The sequence below is a fragment of the Streptococcus oralis subsp. tigurinus genome (assembly GCF_002093575.1).
Lineage (GTDB): Bacteria > Bacillota > Bacilli > Lactobacillales > Streptococcaceae > Streptococcus > Streptococcus oralis_CH.
Genome location: NZ_LNVH01000003.1, coordinates 32,517 through 56,965, shown reverse-complemented (window position 1 = coordinate 56,965; position 24,449 = coordinate 32,517). Strand labels below are relative to the sequence as shown.

23 protein-coding genes are annotated in these 24,449 nt (G+C 41.9%); 22 read left to right on the top strand and 1 reads right to left on the bottom strand.

Annotated features, from left to right (window positions below; all coding sequences use genetic code 11):
- The first annotated feature begins 21 nt into the window (after positions 1 to 21).
- The 8 genes from ATE37_RS04235 (at position 22) to ATE37_RS04200 (ending at position 7,440) form a co-directional block, all read left to right on the top strand.
- Positions 22 to 720: an N-acetylmannosamine-6-phosphate 2-epimerase gene (locus ATE37_RS04235; protein ID WP_084868011.1), complete on the top strand. Its 699-nt coding sequence runs from the start codon at positions 22 to 24 to the stop codon at positions 718 to 720.
- A 113-nt stretch (positions 721 to 833) separates the two neighbouring features.
- Positions 834 to 2,162, top strand: coding sequence for an ABC transporter substrate-binding protein (locus ATE37_RS04230; protein ID WP_007517111.1), 1,329 nt, complete (start codon positions 834 to 836; stop codon positions 2,160 to 2,162).
- A gap of 219 nt (positions 2,163 to 2,381) precedes the next feature.
- Positions 2,382 to 3,248 (top strand): carbohydrate ABC transporter permease, encoded by an 867-nt coding sequence (locus tag ATE37_RS04225; RefSeq protein ID WP_161800156.1) that lies wholly within the window; start codon positions 2,382 to 2,384, stop codon positions 3,246 to 3,248.
- A 15-nt stretch (positions 3,249 to 3,263) separates the two neighbouring features.
- A complete protein-coding gene (locus ATE37_RS04220; protein ID WP_001183243.1) occupies positions 3,264 to 4,103 on the top strand; it encodes a carbohydrate ABC transporter permease in 840 nt (279 codons plus the stop codon).
- A gap of 228 nt (positions 4,104 to 4,331) precedes the next feature.
- A complete protein-coding gene (locus ATE37_RS04215) occupies positions 4,332 to 4,784 on the top strand; it encodes a NanQ anomerase/TabA/YiaL family protein (protein WP_084868009.1) in 453 nt (150 codons plus the stop codon).
- Positions 4,785 to 4,804: 20 nt separating this feature from the next.
- On the top strand, positions 4,805 to 5,449 hold the full coding sequence (locus tag ATE37_RS04210; RefSeq protein WP_084868007.1) for a YesL family protein: 645 nt from the start codon (positions 4,805 to 4,807) through the stop codon (positions 5,447 to 5,449).
- Between the two features lie 171 nt (positions 5,450 to 5,620).
- Positions 5,621 to 6,538 (top strand): dihydrodipicolinate synthase family protein, encoded by a 918-nt coding sequence (locus ATE37_RS04205; RefSeq protein WP_084868005.1) that lies wholly within the window; start codon positions 5,621 to 5,623, stop codon positions 6,536 to 6,538.
- Between the two features lie 17 nt (positions 6,539 to 6,555).
- Positions 6,556 to 7,440, top strand: a complete 885-nt coding sequence (locus ATE37_RS04200) for an ROK family protein (RefSeq protein ID WP_084868004.1) — start codon at positions 6,556 to 6,558, stop codon at positions 7,438 to 7,440.
- A gap of 15 nt (positions 7,441 to 7,455) precedes the next feature.
- Here the strand turns inward: ATE37_RS04200 and ATE37_RS04195 are convergent, their stop codons facing one another.
- Positions 7,456 to 8,307 carry a MurR/RpiR family transcriptional regulator gene (locus ATE37_RS04195; protein WP_084868002.1) on the bottom strand — a complete coding sequence of 284 codons (852 nt, stop codon included), beginning with the start codon at positions 8,305 to 8,307 and terminating at the stop codon, positions 7,456 to 7,458.
- 255 nt (positions 8,308 to 8,562) lie between these two features.
- On the opposite strand from ATE37_RS04195, the gene pbp2b reads away from it, so the two are divergent.
- The 14 genes from pbp2b to ileS all read left to right on the top strand — a co-directional run bounded on the left by pbp2b (position 8,563) and on the right by ileS (position 24,384).
- Positions 8,563 to 10,605, top strand: coding sequence for a penicillin-binding protein PBP2B (gene pbp2b / locus ATE37_RS04190; RefSeq protein ID WP_084868000.1), 2,043 nt, complete (start codon positions 8,563 to 8,565; stop codon positions 10,603 to 10,605).
- A gap of 10 nt (positions 10,606 to 10,615) precedes the next feature.
- Complete coding sequence (recR, locus tag ATE37_RS04185; RefSeq protein WP_000966754.1) at positions 10,616 to 11,212, top strand: recombination mediator RecR; 597 nt, start codon at positions 10,616 to 10,618, stop codon at positions 11,210 to 11,212.
- Positions 11,213 to 11,397: 185 nt separating this feature from the next.
- Complete coding sequence (locus ATE37_RS04180) at positions 11,398 to 12,441, top strand: D-alanine--D-alanine ligase (protein WP_084867998.1); 1,044 nt, start codon at positions 11,398 to 11,400, stop codon at positions 12,439 to 12,441.
- A gap of 84 nt (positions 12,442 to 12,525) precedes the next feature.
- Positions 12,526 to 13,899 (top strand): UDP-N-acetylmuramoyl-tripeptide--D-alanyl-D-alanine ligase, encoded by a 1,374-nt coding sequence (locus tag ATE37_RS04175; protein ID WP_084867997.1) that lies wholly within the window; start codon positions 12,526 to 12,528, stop codon positions 13,897 to 13,899.
- Positions 13,886 to 14,497, top strand: a complete 612-nt coding sequence (locus ATE37_RS04170) for an NUDIX hydrolase N-terminal domain-containing protein (protein ID WP_084867995.1) — start codon at positions 13,886 to 13,888, stop codon at positions 14,495 to 14,497. The genes ATE37_RS04175 and ATE37_RS04170 overlap by 14 nt, the downstream gene beginning before the upstream one ends.
- Before the next feature lie 195 nt (positions 14,498 to 14,692).
- Positions 14,693 to 15,397, top strand: coding sequence for a YwaF family protein (locus ATE37_RS04165; RefSeq protein WP_084867993.1), 705 nt, complete (start codon positions 14,693 to 14,695; stop codon positions 15,395 to 15,397).
- 233 nt (positions 15,398 to 15,630) lie between these two features.
- Positions 15,631 to 17,001 (top strand): cell division protein FtsA, encoded by a 1,371-nt coding sequence (ftsA, locus tag ATE37_RS04160; RefSeq protein ID WP_084867992.1) that lies wholly within the window; start codon positions 15,631 to 15,633, stop codon positions 16,999 to 17,001.
- A 16-nt stretch (positions 17,002 to 17,017) separates the two neighbouring features.
- Positions 17,018 to 18,274 (top strand): cell division protein FtsZ, encoded by a 1,257-nt coding sequence (gene ftsZ / locus ATE37_RS04155; protein WP_000144258.1) that lies wholly within the window; start codon positions 17,018 to 17,020, stop codon positions 18,272 to 18,274.
- Between the two features lie 3 nt (positions 18,275 to 18,277).
- On the top strand, positions 18,278 to 18,949 hold the full coding sequence (locus tag ATE37_RS04150; protein ID WP_084867990.1) for a YggS family pyridoxal phosphate-dependent enzyme: 672 nt from the start codon (positions 18,278 to 18,280) through the stop codon (positions 18,947 to 18,949).
- 9 nt (positions 18,950 to 18,958) lie between these two features.
- Positions 18,959 to 19,489: a cell division protein SepF gene (locus ATE37_RS04145; protein ID WP_084867988.1), complete on the top strand. Its 531-nt coding sequence runs from the start codon at positions 18,959 to 18,961 to the stop codon at positions 19,487 to 19,489.
- Entirely contained in the window at positions 19,489 to 19,749 is a 261-nt protein-coding gene (locus tag ATE37_RS04140) for a YggT family protein (protein ID WP_084867986.1), read from the top strand. The genes ATE37_RS04145 and ATE37_RS04140 overlap by 1 nt, the downstream gene beginning before the upstream one ends.
- Entirely contained in the window at positions 19,746 to 20,537 is a 792-nt protein-coding gene (locus ATE37_RS04135; RefSeq protein WP_084867984.1) for a YlmH family RNA-binding protein, read from the top strand. The genes ATE37_RS04140 and ATE37_RS04135 overlap by 4 nt, the downstream gene beginning before the upstream one ends.
- An 8-nt stretch (positions 20,538 to 20,545) precedes the next feature.
- Positions 20,546 to 21,340 (top strand): DivIVA domain-containing protein, encoded by a 795-nt coding sequence (locus tag ATE37_RS04130; RefSeq protein WP_084867983.1) that lies wholly within the window; start codon positions 20,546 to 20,548, stop codon positions 21,338 to 21,340.
- Positions 21,341 to 21,591: 251 nt separating this feature from the next.
- A complete protein-coding gene (gene ileS, locus ATE37_RS04125; RefSeq protein ID WP_084867982.1) occupies positions 21,592 to 24,384 on the top strand; it encodes an isoleucine--tRNA ligase in 2,793 nt (930 codons plus the stop codon).
- Positions 24,385 to 24,449: the final 65 nt, after the last annotated feature.

Below are 24,449 nucleotides of genomic sequence, written 5' to 3'. Positions count from 1 at the left end.
ACAAGAAAGGGAGGAAAGAGGATGCCACAGATCAGCAAAGAAGCCTTGATTGAACAAATCAAAGATGGAATCATTGTCTCTTGCCAGGCACTTCCTCACGAACCGCTTTATACAGAGGCGGGAGGAGTCATTCCCTTGCTAGTCAAAGCGGCTGAGCAAGGTGGAGCAGTCGGTATCCGAGCAAACAGTGTTCGCGATATCAAGGAGATCAAGGAGGTTACGAAACTCCCGATTATCGGGATTATCAAACGTGACTATCCGCCACAAGAACCCTTCATCACTGCTACAATGAAAGAAGTGGATGAACTGGCTGAACTCGACATTGAGGTCATTGCTCTGGATTGTACCAAACGTGAACGTTACGACGGTTTGGAAATTCAGGACTTTATCCGACAAGTCAAAGAAAAATATCCGCATCAACTCTTAATGGCTGATACCAGTACCTTTGAAGAGGGAATAGAAGCGGTTGAAGCAGGTGTTGATTTTGTTGGAACAACCTTATCAGGTTATACCTCTTATAGTCCCAAAGTAGATGGTCCAGACTTTGAACTGATCAAAAAACTGTGTGAAGCAGGGGTGGATGTCATCGCTGAAGGGAAAATTCATACACCAGAACAAGCTAAGCAAATCCTTGAATATGGGGTGCGAGGTATCGTTGTTGGTGGAGCGATTACTAGACCAAAAGAGATTACGGAACGCTTTGTTGCCGGTCTTAAATAACACAATCTCAAAAAAGAGGAGAGTGGTCGATGCGTCGGACAAAATGAAAACGTATACAAATATAAAGAACTCATTATCCAATATGGATACGCTTATCAATTAGGAGAATACAAATGAAATTTAGAAAACTAGCTTGTACAGTACTTGCGGGTGCTGCGATTCTTGGCCTTGCTGCTTGTGGTAACTCTGGTGGAAGTAAAGATGCTGGAAATTCTGGTAGCGATAGCGGAAAAACAGAAATCACTTGGTGGGCATTCCCAGTCTTCACACAAGAAAAAACTGGTGACGGTGTTGGAACTTATGAAAAATCAATCATCGAAGCGTTTGAAAAAGCAAATCCAGATGTAAAAGTGAAATTGGAAACCATCGACTTCAAGTCAGGACCTGAAAAGATCACGACAGCCATCGAAGCAGGAACAGCGCCAGACGTACTCTTTGACGCACCAGGACGTATCATCCAATACGGTAAAAATGGTAAATTGGCTGAGTTGAACGACCTCTTCACAGACGAATTCGTCAAAGATGTCAACAACGAAAACATCGTACAAGCAAGTAAGGCTGGAGATAAAGCTTACATGTATCCAATCAGTTCAGCTCCATTCTACATGGCTATGAACAAGAAAATGTTGGAAGATGCTGGAGTTGCAAACCTTGTAAAAGAAGGTTGGACAACTGATGATTTTGAAAAAGTTTTGAAAGCGCTTAAAGATAAAGGCTACACTCCAGGTTCATTGTTCAGTTCTGGTCAAGGGGGAGACCAAGGAACACGTGCCTTCATCGCAAACCTTTATGGCGGTTCTGTAACAGACAAAGACGTAACCAAATATACAACAGACGATCCTAAATTCGTCAAAGGTCTTGAAAAAGCTGCTAGCTGGATCAAAGACGGTTTATTGAACAACGGTTCACAATTTGACGGTGGAGCAGACATCCAAAACTTTGCGAACGGTCAAACTTCATACACAATCCTTTGGGCACCAGCTCAAAACGGTATCCAAGCGAAACTATTGGAGGCAAGTAAGGTAGATGTGGTAGAAGTACCATTCCCATCAGACTCTGGTAAACCATCTCTTGAATACCTTGTAAACGGATTTGCAGTATTTAACAACAAAGACGATAAGAAAATCGCAGCTGCTAAGAAATTCGTTCAATTCATCGCAGATGACAAAGAATGGGGTCCTAAAGACGTAGTTCGTACAGGTGCCTTCCCAGTTCGTACTTCATTTGGCAAACTTTATGAAGACAAACGTATGGAAACAATCAGTGGCTGGACTAAATACTACTCACCTTACTACAACACAATTGACGGTTTTGCTGAAATGAGAACACTTTGGTTCCCAATGTTGCAATCTGTGTCAAATGGTGACGAAAAACCAGCGGATGCTTTGAAAGCCTTCACTGAAAAAGCTAACGAAACAATCAAAAAAGCTACAAAACAATAAGCACTAAGTCAGATTGATTCCCCCCTTTTCCCTGTGCACTATGGTGTAAGAAAAGGGGGACTTTTGTTTGAAATGGTAGGAACTGTCACGAAATTAAAATGAAGTTCTTACATAAGCGAATCTTAAAAAATTTCATTTTGGTTTTAAAACAGTTCAAGAAAATTAAAAACTATTCTATTTGAAAGAGAGGTGCCGACTGTGAAAGTCAATAAAATTCGTATGCGGGAAACAGTGATTTCCTATGCTTTCCTAGCACCAGTGTTATTCTTCTTTGTCATCTTTGTCTTGGCTCCTATGATTATGGGATTCATTACAAGTTTCTTTAACTACTCCATGACTAAATTTGAGTTTGTGGGCTTGGACAACTACATTCGCATGTTTAAAGACCCTGTCTTTATGAAGTCTTTGATCAATACTGTTATTCTGGTTATTGGATCTGTTCCGATTGTGGTTCTCTTCTCGCTCTTTGTAGCATCTCAAACCTATCATCAAAATGCCATTGCCCGTTCTTTCTATCGTTTCGTCTTCTTCCTTCCTGTAGTTACAGGTAGTGTTGCCGTAACGGTTGTATGGAAATGGATCTATGACCCACTATCAGGGATTCTAAACTTTGTCCTTAAGTCAAGCCATATCATCAGCCAAAATATTTCTTGGCTGGGTGACAAAAACTGGGCTTTGCTAGCGATTATGATCATCCTTTTGACAACATCTGTTGGTCAACCGATTATTCTTTATATCGCTGCCATGGGGAATATTGACAACTCACTTGTTGAAGCAGCGCGTGTAGACGGTGCGACTGAGTTCCAAGTCTTCTGGAAGATCAAATGGCCTAGCCTCCTTCCAACAACTCTTTACATCGCGATTATTACAACCATCAATTCTTTCCAATGTTTCGCCTTGATTCAGTTGTTGACTTCTGGTGGTCCAAACTATTCAACAAGTACCTTGATGTACTACCTTTACGAAAAAGCCTTCCAATTGACAGAATACGGCTATGCAAATACCATCGGTGTCTTCTTGGCAGTGATGATTGCCATTGTCAGCTTTGCTCAATTCAAGATCCTCGGAAACGACGTAGAATACTAAAGAAAGGAGACAGTTATGCAACCTACACAAAAGAAACCTTTAACAGCTTTTACTGTTATTTCAACGATTATCTTGCTCTTGTTGACCGTACTGTTCATCTTTCCATTCTACTGGATCTTGACAGGGGCCTTCAAATCACAACCTGACACCATTATGATTCCGCCACAGTGGTTCCCTAAAATGCCAACCATGGAGAATTTCCAACAACTCATGGTGCAAAACCCTGCTATGCAGTGGATGTGGAACTCTGTATTTATCTCACTGGTAACCATGTTCCTAGTCTGTGCAACCTCTTCTCTAGCAGGTTATGTCTTGGCTAAGAAACGTTTCTATGGTCAACGCATCCTCTTTGCAGTCTTTATCGCTGCCATGGCTCTTCCAAAACAAGTTGTCCTTGTACCATTGGTACGTATCGTCAACTTCATGGGAATTCACGATACTCTTTGGGCAGTGATTTTGCCTTTGATCGGATGGCCATTCGGGGTTTTCCTTATGAAACAATTCAGTGAAAACATCCCTACAGAATTGCTTGAATCAGCTAAAATCGACGGTTGTGGTGAGATTCGTACCTTCTGGAGCGTAGCCTTCCCTATTGTGAAGCCAGGATTTGCAGCCCTTGCAATCTTTACCTTCATCAATACTTGGAACGACTACTTCATGCAGTTGGTTATGTTGACTTCACGTCAAAACTTGACCATCTCACTCGGGGTTGCGACCATGCAGGCCGAAATGGCAACCAACTATGGTTTGATCATGGCTGGTGCAGCTCTTGCAGCCGTACCAATCGTAACCGTCTTCCTTGTCTTCCAAAAATCCTTCACTCAAGGGATTACTATGGGAGCTGTTAAAGGATAATACTCTGCGAAAATCGAATTCAAACTACGTCAGCATCACCTTGCCATACTTAAGTATTGCCTGCGGTTAGCTTCCTAGTTTGTTCTTCGATTTTCATTGAGTATAAGAGAATACAGAGTTATAAGTGTCTACAAAATGGAGAGTATGCAGTTACTTCGTGAAGTTTTGTCAGACACTTATCAACTTAATTTATGATTTTAGTTAACTATCAGAAACGAAGGAAACAGTATGATTTTTGACGATTTGAAAAACATCGCCTTTTACAAAGGGATTCATCCCAATCTAGACAAGGCTATCGACTATCTCTATCAGCACCGTAAGGATTCTTTCGAACTCGGTAAGTATGAGATTGACGGGGACAAGGTCTTTCTAGTTGTTCAGGAAAATGTCCTCAATCAAGCTGAAAATGATCAATTTGAGCATCATAAGAACTATGCAGACTTGCATCTGCTGGTAGAAGGACATGAATATTCGAGCTACGGTTCACGTATCAAAGATGAGGCAGTAGCATTCGACGAAGTGAGCGACATTGGCTTTGTCCATTGTCATGAAAAATACCCACTCTTGTTGGGCTACCACAATTTTGCGATTTTCTTCCCAGGAGAACCTCACCAGCCAAATGGCTACGCAGGGATGGAAGAAAAAGTTCGCAAGTATCTCTTTAAAATTTTGATTGATTAAAAGAATCAGGAGGAGTAAACATGGCACAAAAAGGAGTAAGCCTTATCAAGGCAGCATTTGATACAGATAATTTTCTCATGCGTTTCAGTGAGAAGGTCTTGGATATCGTCACAGTCAATCTTCTTTTTGTCGTCTCTTGTTTGCCCATTGTGACGATTGGAGTGGCGAAAATCAGCCTTTACGAGACCATGTTTGAGATTAAGAGAAGCAGACGGGTACCAGTCTTTAGAACTTATCTAAGAGCCTTCAAGCAAAATCTGAAACTGGGTTTCCAGTTAGGTTTGCTGGAGTTAGGCATTGTGTCATTAAGCCTTCTAGATCTCTATCTCTTCTGGGGTCAGACAGCTTTGCCTTTCCAGGTTGTGAAAGCTATTTGTTTGGGGATTCTCATTTTCCTCACTCTCGTGATGCTGGCTAGCTATCCCATCGCTGCGCGCTATGATTTGTCTTGGAAAGAAGTGCTGCAAAAAGGGCTTATCTTGGCAAGTTTTAACTTTCCATGGTTTTTCCTCATGTTAGCCATTCTCTTTCTCATAGTGATGGTTCTTTATCTATCCGCCTTCACTCTCCTTTTGGGTGGGTCAGCCTTTATCCTCTTTGGCTTTGGTTTGCTAGTCTTTCTCCAAGCAGGTTTGATGGAGAAAATTTTTGCCAAATATCAGTAGGATGGCTTGTTTCTGAAACTACTTTCAATCGTTACAGTTTCTAAAATACAAGTAGAAACTAAAATCTAAGTGTATACAAGATATTGAAAGCGATTTTCACAAGGTGTATACTAAACTTGTAAAAAATAGAACTGCTCTCAGCAGAAAAAAAGAAATCTTAGGAGAAAATCTATGTCAGATTTGAAAAAATACGAAGGTGTCATTCCAGCCTTCTACGCATGTTATGATGATCAAGGAGAAGTCAGTCCAGAGCGTACGCGTGCCTTGGTTCAATACTTTATTGATAAGGGTGTTCAAGGTCTCTATGTCAATGGTTCTTCTGGTGAATGTATCTACCAAAGTGTGGCAGACCGCAAGTTGATTTTGGAAGAAGTCATGGCAGTTGCTAAAGGGAAATTGACCATCATTGCTCACGTTGCTTGCAACAATACCAAAGACAGTATGGAACTTGCTCGCCACGCAGAAAGCTTGGGAGTAGATGCTATTGCAACGATTCCACCGATTTACTTCCGCTTGCCTGAGTACTCAGTTGCCAAATACTGGAATGATATCAGTGCTGCAGCTCCAAACACAGACTACGTGATTTATAACATTCCTCAATTGGCAGGTGTTGCTTTGACTCCAAGTCTTTACACTGAAATGTTGAAGAATCCACGTGTTATCGGTGTTAAGAACTCTTCTATGCCAGTTCAAGATATCCAAACCTTTGTCAGCCTTGGTGGAGAAGACCACATCGTCTTTAATGGTCCAGATGAACAGTTCCTAGGTGGCCGTCTCATGGGTGCTAAGGCTGGTATCGGTGGTACTTATGGTGCTATGCCAGAACTCTTCTTGAAACTCAATCAGTTGATTGCTGAGAAAGACTTGGAAACAGCGCGTGAATTGCAGTACGCTATCAACGCAATCATTGGCAAACTCACTTCTGCACATGGAAATATGTACGGTGTGATCAAAGAAGTCTTGAAGATTAATGAAGGCTTGAATATTGGTTCTGTTCGTTCACCATTGACACCAGTGACTGAAGAAGATCGCCCAGTTGTAGAAGCAGCTGCAGCCTTGATTCGTGAAACCAAGGAGCGCTTCCTCTAATCCATAAGGAGGTATTTATGACACACTACGTTGCAATTGATATCGGTGGAACCAATATCAAATATGGCTTGATTGACCAAGAAGGCCAACTTGTTGAATCGCATGAAATGCCAACCGAGGCGCATAAGGGTGGACCCCATATCTTACAAAAGACAAAAGATATCGTAGCTAGCTATTTAGAAAAAGGCCCAGTAGCAGGTGTTGCCATTTCTTCGGCGGGAATGGTGGATCCTGATAAGGGGGAAATTTTCTACGCTGGACCTCAGATTCCCAACTATGCAGGGACCCAGTTCAAGAAGGAAATTGAGACGAGCTTTGCGATTCCTTGTGAAATTGAAAATGATGTTAACTGTGCAGGTCTTGCTGAAGCAGTTTCTGGTTCAGGCAAGGGAGCGAGTGTCACTCTTTGCTTGACCATTGGAACAGGTATCGGTGGTTGCTTGATTATGGATGGGAAAGTCTTCCATGGATTTAGTAATTCAGCCTGCGAAGTCGGTTATATGCATATGCAGGATGGAGCTTTCCAAGACTTGGCTTCTACGACAGCTTTGGTAGAATATGTGGCAGCAGCTCACGGTGATCCAGTTGATCAGTGGAATGGGCGGCGCATTTTCAAGGAAGCTACTGAAGGAAACAAGATTTGTATGGCTGGCATTGACCGCATGGTAGACTATTTAGGAAAAGGTCTGGCAAATATTTGCTACGTTGCCAATCCAGAAGTGATCATTCTCGGTGGTGGCATCATGGGGCAAGAGGCTATTCTCAAGCCAAAGATCCGCACAGCCTTAAAAGATGCCTTGGTGCCAAGTCTAGCTGATAAGACGAGATTAGAATTTGCCCATCACCAAAATACAGCAGGGATGCTCGGTGCCTATTATCATTTTAAAACAAAACAATCCTAGTTTGGCTTAACCAAACTAGGATTTTCTAACGCGTTTTTGTCTACGATAGCCATTGAGTTTTTTATTTTCCCAATAGCTGTTAAAGATTTTTTCCTTGCTTTCACGATTGATTTCCAAAAAGTAGGCATAAACCAAATCTATAAGGAAGAGCATGGGGAGTTGAGCGGATATCCGTTGAATGTAGGAAGGCTGGCTGTGGCTGGCAACAAGAACGGTTTCTGTATAGGCCTGACTATTTTTGTTTGGAGCGCTGGTAAAGAGGATGGTCTTGGCCCCCATCTCTTTTGCGTCTAATAGACTGTCTAAAATAGAAGGAGTTGTACCAGAAAGTGAGAAACCGAGTACTAGACAATTTTCATCCATGATGCTGGTCGTCCATGCAAAGCCGTCCTGATCGGTTAAGGCTTCACAGACCACACCCAGACGCATGAAACGCAATTTCATTTCACGAGCGACAAGACCGGAACTGCCTGTTCCAAAGAAGTAGACACGCTCAGCATCTTCGATTAACTGGGCGACTCGTTCCAGTTGTTCTTCGTCAATCAAATCCTGCGTTTGTTCTCGCATGATACTGTAGCTTCGCAAAACACGTTTGGTCAAGGGACTGTGTTTGTGCGAATGAGTGTCCGGTTTACTAGCCTGGTGCTGGTATTGAAAGACGAACTCTCGGTAGCCTGTAAAACCACACTTTTTGGAAAAGCGGGTCAAGGCTGCTTGGGAGATATGTAATTTCTGGGTAACTTGCTGAGAAGAGAGATCATCTTGGATCGTTTCAGCTTGCAAAAAATAGCGAGCGATTTCTTGCTCGAGCTCGGTTAATTCTTCAAAATGGAGGTCGATTATGGTTGCGATATCTGGCTTGTTCATGAGGCTCCTTTTTATGAGTCAAAGTCTTAAAGGTTAACGCTTTCCTAACTATTACTATCATTATATCATAGAAAATAGGATAACCAAATAAAAAGGCATTTTCAGTTAAAAGTCAAAAAATGCTTCGACTTTTCCAAGAGTTTCTCCGTAAAATATGGTACAATGAAATGTACTGAGCTTCACCTGTTTGCTCTGTTATTTTAGGGGAAATAAAGGTGGAAATCGGGAATTTTTCTAGAAAAGAGTCTTAGTTGTATGAGAAAATTTAATAGCCATTCGATTCCGATTCGGCTTAATTTATTATTTGCGATTGTCATCCTGCTCTTTATGGCCATTATTGGTCGTTTGTTATACATGCAGGTGCTCAATAAAGATTTCTATGAAACAAAATTGGCCTCAGCCAGCCAAACAAGGGTAACAACCAGTTCAGCTCGTGGACAGATCTATGATGCGACAGGGAAACCCTTGGTGGAAAATACTGTTAAGCAAGTTGTTTCTTTCACACGAAACAATAAAATGACGGCAGCTGAATTGAAGGAGACAGCCAAGAAACTCCTCACATATGTAAATGTAACCTCCCCTGATCTGACAGATCGACAGATTGCAGATTACTACTTGGCGGATCAGGATATTTACAAAAAAACAGTCGAATCCTTGCCAAGCGATAAACGCCTGGATTCAGATGGGAACCGTTTATCGGAAGCGACACTTTACAATAATGCGGTTGAAAGTATTGACGTGAGTCAGCTCAATTATACAGATGACCAGAAAAAGGAAATCTATCTCTTTAGTCAGCTCAATGCTGTTGAAAATTTTGCGACAGGAACTATTTCTACGGATGCCTTAGATGATACCCAAGTTGCTCTCGTTGCATCAGCGTCCAAGGAATTACCGGGCATCAGCATTTCAACCTCATGGGATCGTAAAGTCTTGGACACTTCTTTATCGACGATCGTCGGTAGTGTTTCAAATGAGAAGTCAGGACTTCCAGCAGAGGAAGTTGATGCTTATCTCAAAAAAGGCTATTCTCTCAATGACCGAGTGGGAACTTCCTATCTTGAAAAGCAATATGAAGATGTTCTTCAAGGCAAACGCTCCGTCAAAGAAATCCACCTCGACAAACACGGAAATATGGAAAGTGTGGAAAATGTTGAAGAAGGAAGCAAAGGAAACAATATCAAGTTAACGGTTGACCTAGCTTTCCAGAATGGTGTGGACGACCTACTCAAGAGCTACTTCAACTCAGAGTTGGGTAATGGTGGAGCCAAATACTCTGAAGGAGTCTACGCCGTAGCCCTCAATCCTAAAACCGGTGCAGTTTTGGCGATGTCAGGTGTCAAGCATGATGTCGAATCCGGGAAATTAAGTTCAGATTCGCTTGGAACGATAACCAATGTCTTTGTGCCAGGATCTGTTGTTAAGGCAGCGACCATCAGCTCTGGTTGGGAAAATGGAGTCTTGTCAGGTAATCAAACCTTGACAGACCAGCCGATTGTTTTCCAAGGTTCGGCCCCTATCAATTCATGGTACACCTTGTCCTATAGCTCTTTCCCTATCACAGCAGTTGAGGCTTTAGAGTATTCTTCTAATGCCTATATGGTTCAAACGGCTTTGGGCATTATGGGTCAGACCTATCAACCCAATATGTTTGTTCTAACTAACAATTTAGAATCCGCCATGGGGAAACTTCGCTCGACATTTGCGGAATATGGTCTTGGAGCCTCAACAGGCATTGACCTTCCAGATGAGTCAACTGGTTTTATACCAAAAGAGTATAATTTTGCTAATTACATTACCAATGCCTTTGGTCAGTTTGATAACTACACTCCTATGCAATTGGCCCAGTACGTTGGAACCATTGCCAACAACGGTGTTCGGATTGCACCTCACATTGTCGAGGGGATTTATGGAAATAACGAACAAGGCGGCTTAGGGGACTTGATCCAAACTGTTGATACCAAGGAAATGAATAAAATTAATATTTCTGAGTCTGATGTAGCCATCCTTCAACAAGGATTTTATCAAGTTTCTCACGGTGGAAGTGCTTTGACGACAGGTCGTGCCTTTTCAAATGGTGCAGCTGTATCCATTAGTGGGAAAACAGGTACCGCCGAAAGTTATGTAGCAGGTGGTCAAGAATCCAACAATACCAACGCGGTGGCCTATGCCCCATCAGATAATCCTCAAATCGCTGTTGCCGTTGTATTCCCGCATAACACCAATCTGACAAATGGTGTCGGACCTTCCATTGCACGCGATATTATCAACCTCTATAACCAACACCATCCAATGAATTAGAAAGGAACTTATGCTGTATCCAACACCTATTGCCAAGCTGATTGATAGCTATTCAAAGTTACCAGGTATCGGAATCAAAACGGCTACCCGCCTAGCCTTCTATACCATTGGAATGTCTGATGACGATGTCAATGAATTTGCCAAAAATCTCCTGTCTGCTAAGCGGGAATTGACCTATTGTTCCATCTGTGGTCGCCTGACGGATGATGACCCTTGCTCAATTTGTACGGACCCGACTCGAGACCAGACAACGATCTTGGTGTTAGAGGATAGTCGCGATGTGGCTGCTATGGAAAACATCCAAGAATACCACGGACTCTATCACGTCTTGCACGGCCTCATTTCTCCAATGAATGGTATCAGCCCAGACGATATCAACCTCAAGAGTCTCATGACCCGTCTTATGGATAGTGAGGTTTCAGAAGTGATCGTGGCAACCAATGCGACAGCAGATGGAGAAGCGACATCTATGTATCTCTCTCGTCTCCTCAAGCCAGCTGGCATCAAGGTCACTCGCCTAGCACGAGGACTAGCCGTGGGAGCAGATATCGAGTATGCGGACGAAGTCACACTCTTACGAGCCATTGAAAATCGGACAGAGTTGTAAGTGTAGACCAATTTACTAACTCCATTCATCTATACAAACAATACAAACAATCAAGGAGGCCGACTTTGTTTTTATCGGTCTCTTTTTATGTTTTTTTGAAGATCAGTATTAGCTTCAAGTTTTAAAAAAGAAGCAAATATGATATACTAAAGAACGAATATTCTATTAGAATTAGGACAAACAATATGAAACAAACAATTATTCTTTTATACGGCGGACGCAGTGCAGAACGTGAAGTGTCTGTATTGTCAGCTGAAAGTGTTATGCGTGCGGTCAACTACGACCGTTTCACAGTCAAGACTTTCTTTATCAGCCAGTCAGGTGACTTTATCAAAACGCAAGAATTTAGCCAGACTCCAGGTCAAGAGGATCGTCTCATGACAAATGAGACCATTGACTGGGACAAAAAAATAGCGCCAAGTGCCATCTACGAAGAAAGTGCAGTGGTCTTCCCAGTCCTTCATGGTCCGATGGGAGAAGATGGTTCTGTTCAAGGATTCTTGGAAGTTTTGAAAATGCCCTATGTCGGCTGCAATATCTTGTCATCAAGCCTTGCCATGGATAAAATCACGACCAAGCGAGTTTTAGAATCTGTAGGGATTGCCCAAGTTCCTTATGTGGCTATCGTCGAAGGGGATGATGTGACTTCTAAAATCGCTGAAGTTGAAGAAAAATTGACTTATCCAGTCTTCACGAAACCGTCAAACATGGGTTCAAGTGTCGGTATTTCTAAGTCTGAAAACCAAGAAGAACTCCGTCAAGCTTTGGAACTTGCCTTCCAATATGACAGCCGTGTCTTGGTTGAGCAAGGAGTGAATGCTCGTGAAATTGAGGTTGGTCTCTTGGGAAACTACGATGTCAAGAGTACACTTCCTGGTGAAGTGGTCAAGGATGTTGCTTTCTACGACTATGATGCCAAGTATATTGACAACAAGATTACAATGGACATCCCAGCCAAGATTAGTGATGATGTAGTAGCTGTCATGCGTCAAAATGCAGAAACTGCCTTCCGTGCGATCGGTGGCCTTGGTCTATCTCGTTGTGATTTCTTCTATACAGATAAGGGCGAGGTTTTCCTAAACGAGCTCAATACCATGCCAGGTTTTACCCAGTGGTCTATGTACCCACTACTTTGGGACAATATGGGAATCAGTTACCCAGACCTAATCGAGCATTTGGTTGACCTTGCCAAGGAAAGTTTTAATAAGCACGAAGCGCATTTGCTATAAAAATGAAAGAGGGGTAGAAGCCAGGAACATCGCCTGCAAGGTGATTAGAGTTCGTGGACTTCAACCCTTTTTAAAGGAGTAGAAATGAAATTAACAATCCATGAAGTTGCCCAAGCTGTTGGAGCTAAAAATGATGTCAGTATCTTTGAGGATGCCCAGTTAGAAAAGGCTGAGTTTGACAGTCGTTTGATTGGGACGGGAGATTTGTTTGTGCCACTCAAAGGTGCGCGTGATGGTCATGACTTTATCAAAACAGCTTTTGAAAATGGTGCAGCAGTAACCTTGTCTGAGAAAGAGGTTGCAAATCATCCCTACATCCTAGTAGACGACGTGTTGTCTGCCTTTCAAACTCTCGCAGCCTACTATCTTGAAAAAACAGCGGTTGATGTCTTTGCGGTCACGGGTTCAAATGGTAAAACAACGACCAAGGATATGTTGGCGCACTTGCTATCAACAACCTACAAAACCTACAAAACACAAGGCAACTACAATAACGAGATAGGACTTCCCTACACAGTTCTCCATATGCCTGAGGGGACAGAAAAGTTGGTCTTGGAGATGGGGCAGGATCACTTGGGAGATATCCATCTCTTGTCTGAATTGGCTCATCCAAAGACAGCCATCGTGACCTTGGTTGGGGAGGCCCATTTGGCCTTTTTCAAAGACCGTTCGGAAATTGCTAAAGGGAAAATGCAAATTGCAGATGGTATGGCTTCGAATTCCTTGCTCTTAGCACCAGCTGATTCGATCGTAGAGGACTACTTGCCTACAGATAAAAAAGTGGTCCGTTTTGGGCAAGGGGCAGAGCTGGAAATCACAGACTTGGTCGAACGCAAGGATAGTCTGACCTTTAAGGCCAATTTCTTGGAACAAGCCCTCGATTTGCCAGTGACAGGTAAGTACAATGCCACCAATGCTATGATTGCATCTTATGTTGCCCTACAAGAAGGAGTTTCGGAGGAACAGATTCATCAGGCCTTTCAGAACCTAGAATTGACCCGTAATCGTACTGAGTGGAAGAAAGCAGCCAATGGAGCAGATATCCTGTCAGATGTCTACAATGCCAATCCAACTGCTATGAAGTTGATTTTGGAGACATTCTCTGCCATTCCAGCCAACGAGGGTGGCAAGAAAATTGCGGTTTTGGCGGATATGAAGGAACTCGGCGACCAATCTGTTCAACTCCATAACCAGATGATTTTAAGTCTTTCCCCAGACGTACTTGATACTGTTATTTTTTATGGAGAAGACATTGCCGAATTGGCACAACTGGCTAGTCAAATGTTCCCAATCGGTCACGTTTTCTACTTTAAGAAAACTGCGAGCGAAGATCAATTTGAAGACCTAGTCAAGCAGGTTAAGGAAAGCCTCGGTGCCAATGACCAAATCTTGCTCAAAGGCTCTAACTCCATGAATCTATCCAAGCTGGTAGAAAGTTTAGAAAATGAATACAAGTGATTTTGCCAAGTATCTGCAAAGAATGCTAGCCATTACAGATACTGGATTAACCTTTACAAAAGATCCGTTTGACCGTGAGCGCTACGAAGACTTGCGAAGTCTGTTATCTGAAATGTTGAATCAGGTATCAGACCTTGATGTAGAAGAAGTGGCAGAAGTCTTGAAACCAACGTCCGCTTATGCAACTCCTCTGATGGACGTCCGCGCTTGGATTATTGAGGATGAAAAAGTCTGTTTAGTTAGAGGAAAAGGAGAGGATAGTTGGGCTTTGCCAGGTGGTTTTGGTGAAGTTGGCTATTCTCCAACCGAAAATATTCTTAAAGAAATTGAAGAAGAAACTGGTTTTACAGCAAAAGCTGAAAGGTTACTTGCAGTTTTTGATACCAATCGTTTCCAACTACAGAGCAAACAATATGCAAAGTTTGTCTTTGAATGTCAGCTTCTTGATGGACAATTTCAAGAGAATCAAGAAATTGCTGAGCTTCAATTTTTTGCCATTGACCAATTGCCAGTCTTATCTGAAAAACGCATCACCAAGGAGCAAATGGAGATTCTTTGGCAAGTTTATAAAGGACAAAGAGACCAATATGTTGATTAGTTTATGCTAGAGAAGTTGACAAATCAAAAAAGGGTATCTGCAAGGTGCATTTCTGCAATACAAATGATATAATAGGTTGCGAATTTAAGACGCAAGTATTCTATGCATGGCATGGAATCAAGTTTTTCAAAAAATTTAAAAGCTGGGGAAAGTGAATTTTTTACTGCCTCTAGCTAGATGAACGAGGAATAGAATATGAATTTGTGGGATAAATTATTTACCACGCAGATATCAGAACCGCCCCAGTTTGAACTCCACTGGTATATTGGTTTGTTATGTTTACTGGCCTTTACTTTCTACGCTTCTTATCGTTTTCGCGATAAAGTGTCTTACCAACGATTTATTCAGATTCTTCAATCTGTTCAACTGATTGTTCTGTATGGGTGGTATTGGGGAAACCATCTGCCCCTATCAGAAAGTTTGCCCTTCTATCATTGCCGTGTAGCCATGTTTGTCTTGCTCCTGATCCCGGGAACCTCTAAGTACAAGCAATACTTTGCCCTTCTAGGAACCTTTGGGGCAACAGCGGCTCTGACTTATCCACTATTTGACCCCTACCCATTTCCACACGTGACCATCCTGTCCTTCATTATCGGACATGTGGCACTTTTGGGAAATGCACTTTTATACTTGTTTAAAAACTATGAAGCTTCCCTGCTCAACTTCAAAAATGTAGCGGTGATTACCTTCACCTTGAACGCTTTGATATGGGTTGTTAATTTAGTTGTCAGTGGGGATTATGGTTTCTTAACGAGACCGCCACTTGTTGGGAATCACGGACAACTTTTGAATTACCTTATTGTTTCGAGCGTTATCGTGATAGCAATTTGCGCAACAGCAAAATTGCTAGAAATTTTTTTACAGCAAAAATCGGAAGAATTTATTCAAGAGAAGGTCTAAAAAGACCTTCTTTTTTTGATGGGTTATAAATATTATCGAATTGTTGACAAGAACATCAGAAACTTTTTCCAGAAGAAAAATTTTCTAATATTTTCTCAAAAAACATGCAGGAAATTTACGAAAAACTAAGCATGATTAGTTTCTTTGTGTTATAATATTCTTTGAATAGCTATGCCCAAACATAGTTATTAAATAGAAGTGAGAAACTTGGAAGATAGAGAGGATGCGATGTAATGACTAGAGATGGTTTTTTTACAGGCTTAGATATCGGAACTAGCTCCATTAAGGTGTTAGTTGCGGAGCATAGAGATGGCGAAGTAAATGTAATTGGTGTTAGTAATGCCAAAAGTAAAGGTGTAAAAGACGGAATTATTGTTGATATTGAAGCAGCTGCTTCAGCAATCAAATCCGCAATCACACAGGCAGAAGAGAAAGCAGGCATTTCTATCAAGTCTGTCAACGTTGGTCTGCCAGCAAATCTCTTGCAGGTCGAACCAACACAAGGAATGATTCCTGTAACATCAGATACAAAAGAAATCACAGATCAGGATGTTGAAGATGTTGTTAAGTCAGCTTTGACAAAGAGCATGACTCCTGATCGTGAAGTGATTACCTTTATTCCAGAAGAATTCATCGTGGATGGTTTCCAAGGAATCCGTGACCCTCGTGGTATGATGGGTGTTCGCTTGGAAATGCGTGGTCTGCTTTACACAGGCCCTCGTACGATTCTACACAATCTTCGAAAGACGGTCGAACGTGTAGGTATCCAGGTTGATAATGTGATTATTTCACCTTTGGCGATTGTGAACTCAGTCCTCAATGAAGGCGAGCGTGAATTTGGTGCGACTGTCATTGACATGGGTGGAGGTCAGACTACTGTAGCGACTATCCGCAATCAAGAATTGCAATTCACCAACATCTACCAAGAAGGTGGAGATTACGTTACAAAAGACATTTCTAAAGTCTTGAAAACATCTCAAAAGATTGCAGAAAGTTTGAAACTGAACTATGGTGAAGCTTATGTTCCGCTAGCAAGTAATGAAACTTTCCAAGTTGAAGTAATTGGCGAAGTAGAGCCTGTTGAAGTAACAGAAAGCTACTTAGCAGAAATTATCTCGGCACGCGTCAAACATATCTTTGACCAAATCAAACAAGAGTTGGAAAGAAGACACTTGTTGGATTTGCCAGGAGGTATCGTCCTTATCGGTGGGAATGCAATTTTGCCGGGAATTGTTGAATTAGCCCAAGAAGTATTTGGTGTTCGAGTAAAACTCTATGTACCAAATCAAGTTGGAATTCGCAACCCTGCATTTGCTCACGTGATTAGTTTATCTGAGTTTGCTGGTAAATTGACTGAAGTCAATCTTCTTGCTCAAAAAGCAGTTAAAGGAGATGAATTTCTTCGTCAAAAACCAATCAACTTTGGCATTCCAAATCAACGTTTGAATCCTGTGGCGCAACCAAGCCCAACACAGACAACTCCAGTTGAAACTGTGCAGGAAACTCCAGTTGCTCCTAAGGAAGAATTCCAAGCAAGTTCTCAAAGTAAACCGAAGCTAACAGAACGTTTCCGTGGTTTAATCGGAAGCATGTTTGATGAATAAAAGAGGATAAGAAATTATGACATTTTCATTTGATACAGCAGCAGCTCAAGGCGCAGTTATTAAGGTAATTGGTGTCGGTGGTGGTGGTGGTAACGCCATCAACCGTATGGTTGACGAAGGTGTTGCTGGTGTAGAATTTATCGCAGCCAACACTGATGTACAAGCTCTTAGCAGTACGAAAGCAGAAACCGTTATCCAACTTGGTCCAAAATTGACTCGTGGTTTGGGTGCTGGAGGTCGTCCAGAAGTTGGACGTAAAGCTGCAGAGGAAAGCGAAGAAGCTTTGACGGAAGCAATCAGCGGTGCAGACATGGTCTTCATCACTGCTGGTATGGGTGGTGGATCTGGTACAGGTGCTGCCCCTGTTATTGCACGTATCGCTAAAGATCTTGGTGCTCTCACAGTTGGTGTCGTGACACGTCCTTTCGGATTTGAAGGAAGCAAACGTGGTCAGTACGCTGTAGAAGGAATCAATGAACTTCGCGAGCATGTTGATACTTTGTTGATTATCTCTAACAACAACTTACTTGAAATTGTTGACAAGAAAACACCGCTTCTTGAAGCTCTTAGTGAAGCAGATAACGTTCTTCGCCAAGGTGTTCAAGGAATTACCGACTTGATCACGAACCCAGGATTGATTAACCTTGACTTTGCTGATGTGAAAACTGTAATGGCAAACAAAGGGAATGCCCTTATGGGTATCGGTATCGGTAGTGGTGAAGAGCGCGTTGTTGAAGCGGCTCGCAAAGCGATTTACTCTCCACTTCTTGAAACAACTATTGATGGTGCAGAGGATGTGATTGTCAACGTTACTGGTGGTCTTGATTTAACTTTGATTGAAGCAGAAGAAGCTTCAGAAATTGTCAATCAAGCAGCTGGCAAAGGTGTAAACATCTGGCTTGGAACATCTATTGACGAAAGCATGAAGGATGAAATCCGTGTGACTGTTGTAGCGACAGGTGTTCGTCAAGAACGACTAGAAAAAGTAGTCGGGTCTGCTACCAACCAACCAGTTGGTCGACCATCAACTAAAACTCCACAAGCACACACATTTGACCGTCAATTCGACTTGGAAGAGACAGCAGAATTGCCTAAATCAAGTCCGCGTCGCTTTGAAACCAACCAAGCATCTGCTTTTGGAGATTGGGACTTGCGCCGTGAGTCAATTGTTCGCCAAACAGATCCCGTTGTTTCACCAGTTGAACGCTTTGAAACACCAGTTTCACAAGATGAGGATGAATTGGATACACCTCCATTCTTCAAAAATCGTTAATCAATGAATTTGAAAAAAAATACTGAATTAGTTTTTCAGCAAATTGCTGATGCTAGTCAAAAAGCCAACCGTAATCTAGATGCTGTTTCAGTAATCGCAGTGACAAAATATGTAGATGTACAAACAGCGGAAGCCTTGCTTCCGCTTGGCATCCATCATATCGGTGAAAATCGAGTTGATAAATTTTTAGAAAAATATCAGGCCTTGAAAGATTACCCAGTCACTTGGCATTTAATAGGAACACTACAGAGACGGAAAGTAAAAGAAGTAATCCCATATGTGGATTACTTTCATGCTTTAGACTCCTTAAAGTTAGCCCAGGAAATTCAAAAGAGAACAGATCATGTTATCAAGTGTTTCTTGCAGGTCAATATTTCTGGGGAAGAAAGCAAGCATGGGTTTTCAAAAGAAGAATTGCTAGAACTTTTGCCAGAATTGGCTAAGTTAGATCAGATTGAGTATGTTGGTTTAATGACCATGGCTCCTTTTGAGGCAGACAGTGATGAATTGAAAGAAATTTTCAAGGATACGCAGGATCTGCAAGCAGAAATTAGAGAAAAACAAATCCCTAATATGCCGATGACAGAGCTAAGCATGGGAATGAGTCGTGATTTTAAAGAAGCGATTCAGTTCGGCTCAACCTTTGTTCGAATCGGTACAGCATTTTTTAAATAGGAGAGAGCTATGTCTTTAAAAGATAGATTCGATAAATTTATAGATTATTTCACAGAAGACGGAGAAGAAACGACTAACTACCAGACTCAACAAGAGGAAACAGTTAGCCCAGCCATCTCATCTTCTAAAGAATTACCAGCACCTGCTCAGTCAGGATCAGCAAAAGATGCAAATATTACTCGTCTTCATGCGCGTCAGCAAGAATTGGCAATGCAAAGCCATCGTTCAGATGAGAAAGTGACAATTGACGTTCGCTATCCAAGAAAATATGAAGATGCAACTGAGATTGTAGATTTGTTGGCAGGAAATGAAAGTATTTTGATTGATTTCCAATATATGACAGAGGTTCAAGCCCGTCGTTGCCTTGATTACTTGGACGGAGCCCGTCATGTCTTGGCTGGAAATATGAAAAAAGTTGCGAGCACGATGTATCTATTGACTCCTGTCAACGTTGTCGTGAATATTGAAGATATCAAACTTCCAGATGAATCACAAAGCACTGAGTTTGGTTTTGATATTAAACGAAATAGAGCAAGATAATGATTTTCTTAATCCGTTTAATCCAAAATGCGGTTAGCATTTATTCCATCATTCTCGTTGCATTTGCTCTTCTTTCATGGTTTCCAAATGCCTATGAAAGCCAGCTGGGACGCCTAGTTATCAGACTTGCTCACCCAGTTATTGAGCCACTTCGTAAGCTCAATCTACAATTTGCTGGTCTTGATTTTACGGTTTGGGCAGCGCTGATTTTGATTCAGTTTGTTGGAAATCTCTTAACACGACTAGTCCTATTACTATGACAGTAAATCGAGCCATTTATCAGCATTTTTCCCAAGATGATATTCCCTTTATTGATAAGGGTTTAGAGTGGTTCAAGCGGGTAGAAGATACCTACGCGCCGGTACTTACTCCTTTTATCAATCCCCATCAGGAACAGATCTTGAGGGTACTAGCTGGGACATACGGACTGGGTTGCCAAAGTAGTGGTGATTTTCTTCCGACAGAGTCGGTTCGAGTTCTTCTCTATCCAGATTACTTTGAACCGGAGATATCAGACTTTGAAATGGCCTTGTTGGAAATTTGCTATCCGAGTAAGTTTGAGCAACTGAGTCATGGAAAAATATTGGGAACAATCATCAACCAACTAGGAATTGACCGTAAATTATTTGGTGATATCTTGGTAGATGAAAAGAGAGCACAGATTTTTGTCAATCGTGATTTCATTCCTCTTTTTCAGGATGGAATAAGAAAGATTGGCAGACTTCCTGTATCGCTGGAGGAACGTCCTTTTACCGATAGGATTTTGTCTAAAATTGATTATAGAGAACGAGAAATTTTAGTTTCGAGTTTTCGATTGGATGCCCTCTTATCAAGTGCCTTGAAATTATCTAGAAACCAAGCTAGTCAACTGATAGAGAAAAAATCTGTCCAGGTAAACTATCATCTGGTTGAAAAAAGTGATTACCAGGTTGCAGTTGGAGATTTGATCAGTGTGAGAAAGTTTGGTCGTCTAAAAATTGTCAAAGACAATGGACAGACAAAAAAAGACAAGATAAAATTAAGCATTCAATTATTATTAAGTAAGTGAGGAAAAGTATGCCAATTACATCGTTAGAAATTAAAGATAAAACCTTTGGTACAAGATTTAGAGGTTTTGATCCAGAAGAAGTAGATGAATTTCTGGATATCGTTGTTCGTGACTATGAAGATTTGGTTCGTAGCAATCACGATAAAGAGACACACATCAAGAGTTTGGAAGAACGTTTGTCTTACTTTGATGAGATGAAGGATTCCTTGAGTCAGTCAGTTTTGATTGCTCAAGATACTGCGGAGCGTGTTAAACAGGCTGCTCAAGAACGTTCAAACAATATTATTCAACAAGCTGAACAAGACGCTCAGCGTTTGCTTGAAGAAGCGAAATACAAGGCAAATGAAATTCTCCGTCAGGCTACAGATAATGCGAAGAAAGTTGCTGTTGAAACAGAAGAGTTGAAGAACAAGAGCCGAGTATTCCATCAACGCCTCAAGTCTACGATTGAAAGTCAATTAGCAATTGTTGAGTCATCTGATTGGGAAGATATTCTTCGCCCAACAGCAACGTATCTTCAAACAAGTGATGAAGCCTTTAAAGAAGTGGTGGGTGAAGTTCTTGGTGAAACTATTCCTTCTCAACCAGAGGAAGAGCCAATTGATATGACTCGTCAATTCACACCAGAAGAGGTTGCTGAATTGCAAGCTCGTATCGAGGCTGGCAACAAAGAATTAGCTGAGTTTGAAGCTCAACAAAATCAACAGACAGAAGAAAGTGACCAGCATGAAGAGTCAGTTGAAGTAGAAGCTACTGTGGCAACTGAGGACGATGCAAACAAAGAATCTGTTCTTATCCTATAAAAAATGTGAGAACAAGATCCAACCAACTATATTTTCAGCGAGCGGGAGATGGTGAGAGTCCTGCAATCCCTAGTGGTTAGATTATCCTCTCAAGCAATCCAGTCCGAAAGCAGTAAGACTGGACGTCCCCCACGTTACGGGAAAAGAGGAAAAGAGACCCTGTCTTTTTTCGAACAAAGGTGGTACCACGATTTTCGTCCTTTTTGCGAATCGTGGTTTTTATTTTGTCATTTTAAATTAAAGGAGTAACAATGAAACTTAAAGAAACCCTCAATTTAGGGAAAACAGACTTTCCTATGCGTGCTGGTCTTCCAACTAAAGAACCAGTTTGGCAAAAAGAATGGGAAGAAGCAAAACTTTACCAACGTCGTCAAGAATTGAACCAAGGAAAACCACATTTCACCTTGCATGATGGACCTCCGTATGCAAACGGAAATATCCACGTTGGACATGCCATGAACAAGATTTCTAAAGATATTATTGTTCGTTCGAAATCTATGTCTGGATTTTACGCCCCTTATATTCCAGGTTGGGATACACATGGATTGCCAATCGAGCAAGTCTTGGCAAAACAGGGCGTGAAACGTAAAGAAATGGACTTGGTTGAGTACTTGAAACTTTGCCGCGAGTATGCTCTTTCTCAAGTTGATAAACAACGTGAAGACTTTAAACGTTTGGGTGTTTCTGGTGACTGGGAAAATCCTTATGTGACTTTGACTCCGGACTATGAAGCGGCTCAGATCCGTGTCTTTGGTGAAATGGCTAAGAAAGGCTACATCTACCGTGGTGCCAAGCCAGTTTACTGGTCTTGGTCATCTGAATCAGCTCTTGCTGAAGCGGAAATTGAATACCATGACTTGCTTTCAACTTCCCTTTACTATGCTAACCGCGTCAAAGACGGAAAAGGTGTTCTAGATACGGATACTTATATTGTCGTATGGACCACTACACCATTTACTATCACAGCCTCTCGTGGTTTGACTGTTGGAGCAGATATTGATTATGTATTGGTACAACCAGCTGGTGAAGAACGTAAGTTTGTGGTTGCTTCAGAATTACTGAATAGTCTTTCTGAGAAATTTGGCTGGGCTGATGTTCAGGTCTTGGCGACCTACCGTGGTCAAGAATTGAATAAAATTGTGACAGCTCACCCATGGGATACAGCTGTAGATGAGTTGGTGATCCTCGGTGACCACGTTACGACTGACTCTGGTACTGGTATTGTCCATACAGCCCCTGGTTTTGGTGAGGACGACTACAATGTTGGTGTTGCCAACGGCCTTGAAGTTGCTGTAACAGTTAACGAACGCGGTATTATGATGGAAAATGCTGGCCCTGAATTTGCAGGTCAGTTCTATGACAAGGTTGTTCCAACTGTTATCGAAAAACTGGGCGATTTGCTCCTTGCTCAAGAAGAAATTTCTCACTCATACCCATTTGACTGGCGTACCAAGAAACCAATCATCTGGCGTGCTGTTCCACAGTGGTTTGCCTCTGTATCTAAATTCCGTCAAGAAATCTTGGATGAAATTGAAAAAGTGAAGTTCCACTCAGAATGGGGAAAAGTTCGTCTTTACAATATGATTCGTGACCGTGGTGACTGGGTTATCTCTCGTCAACGTGCTTGGGGTGTTCCACTTCCAATCTTCTACGCAGAAGATGGTACAGCTATCATGACTGCTGAAACGATTGAGCACGTGGCTCAACTCTTTGAGGAACACGGTTCTATCATCTGGTGGGAACGTGATGCTAAGGACCTCTTGCCAGAAGGATTTACTCATCCAGGTTCACCAAATGGCGAGTTCAAGAAAGAAACAGATATCATGGACGTATGGTTTGACTCAGGTTCATCATGGAATGGAGTAGTGGTCAACCGTCCAGAACTCAAATACCCAGCAGATCTTTACCTTGAAGGTTCTGACCAATACCGTGGTTGGTTTAACTCATCACTTATCACATCTGTTGCCAACCATGGCGTTGCTCCTTACAAACAAATCTTGTCACAAGGTTTTGCCCTTGATGGTAAGGGCGAAAAGATGTCTAAATCCCTTGGAAATACCATTGCTCCAAGTGATGTTGAAAAACAATTTGGTGCGGAAATCTTGCGTCTCTGGGTAACAAGTGTGGACTCAAGCAATGACGTGCGTATCTCTATGGATATCTTGAGCCAAGTCTCTGAAACTTACCGTAAGATTCGTAACACTCTTCGTTTCTTGATTGCTAACACATCTGACTTTAATCCAGCTCAAGATGCAGTGGCTTACGATGAGCTTCGTTCTGTTGATAAGTACATGACTATTCGCTTTAACCAACTTGTGAAAACAATTCGTGATGCCTATGCTGACTTTGAATTTTTGACAATCTACAAGGCCTTGGTGAACTTTATTAACGTTGATTTGTCTGCCTTCTACCTTGATTTTGCTAAAGACGTTGTCTACATCGAAGGTGCCAAATCACTCGAACGCCGTCAAATGCAGACTGTCTTCTATGACATTCTTGTCAAAATCACCAAACTCTTGACACCAATTCTTCCTCACACTGCAGAAGAAATCTGGTCATATCTTGAGTTTGAAGCTGAAGACTTTGTTCAATTGTCAGAATTGCCAGAAGCTCAAACCTTTGCTAATCAAGAAGAAATCTTGGATACTTGGGCAGCCTTCATGAACTTCCGCGGACAAGCTCAAAAAGCCTTGGAAGAAGCTCGTAATGCAAAAGTAATCGGTAAATCACTCGAAGCACACTTGACAGTTTATCCAAACGAAGTTGTGAAAACTCTTCTTGGAGCAGTAGATAGCAATGTGGCTCAACTTTTGATCGTGTCAGAATTGACCATCGCTGAAGGTACAGCTCCAGAAGGCGCAGTTAGCTTTGAGGATGTTGCCTTTACAGTTGAACGCGCTACAGGTGAAGTATGTGACCGCTGCCGTCGTATCGATCCAACTACTGCTGAGCGTAGTTACTATGCCGTCATTTGTGACCACTGTGCAAGTATTGTAGAAGAAAACTTTGCGGATGCAGTCGCAGAAGGATTTGAAGCAAAATAATCAGAAAGAGACTGAGAAAGGTCACTAAAATCATACAAACGCATAATATCAAGAGTTCAAGTGCT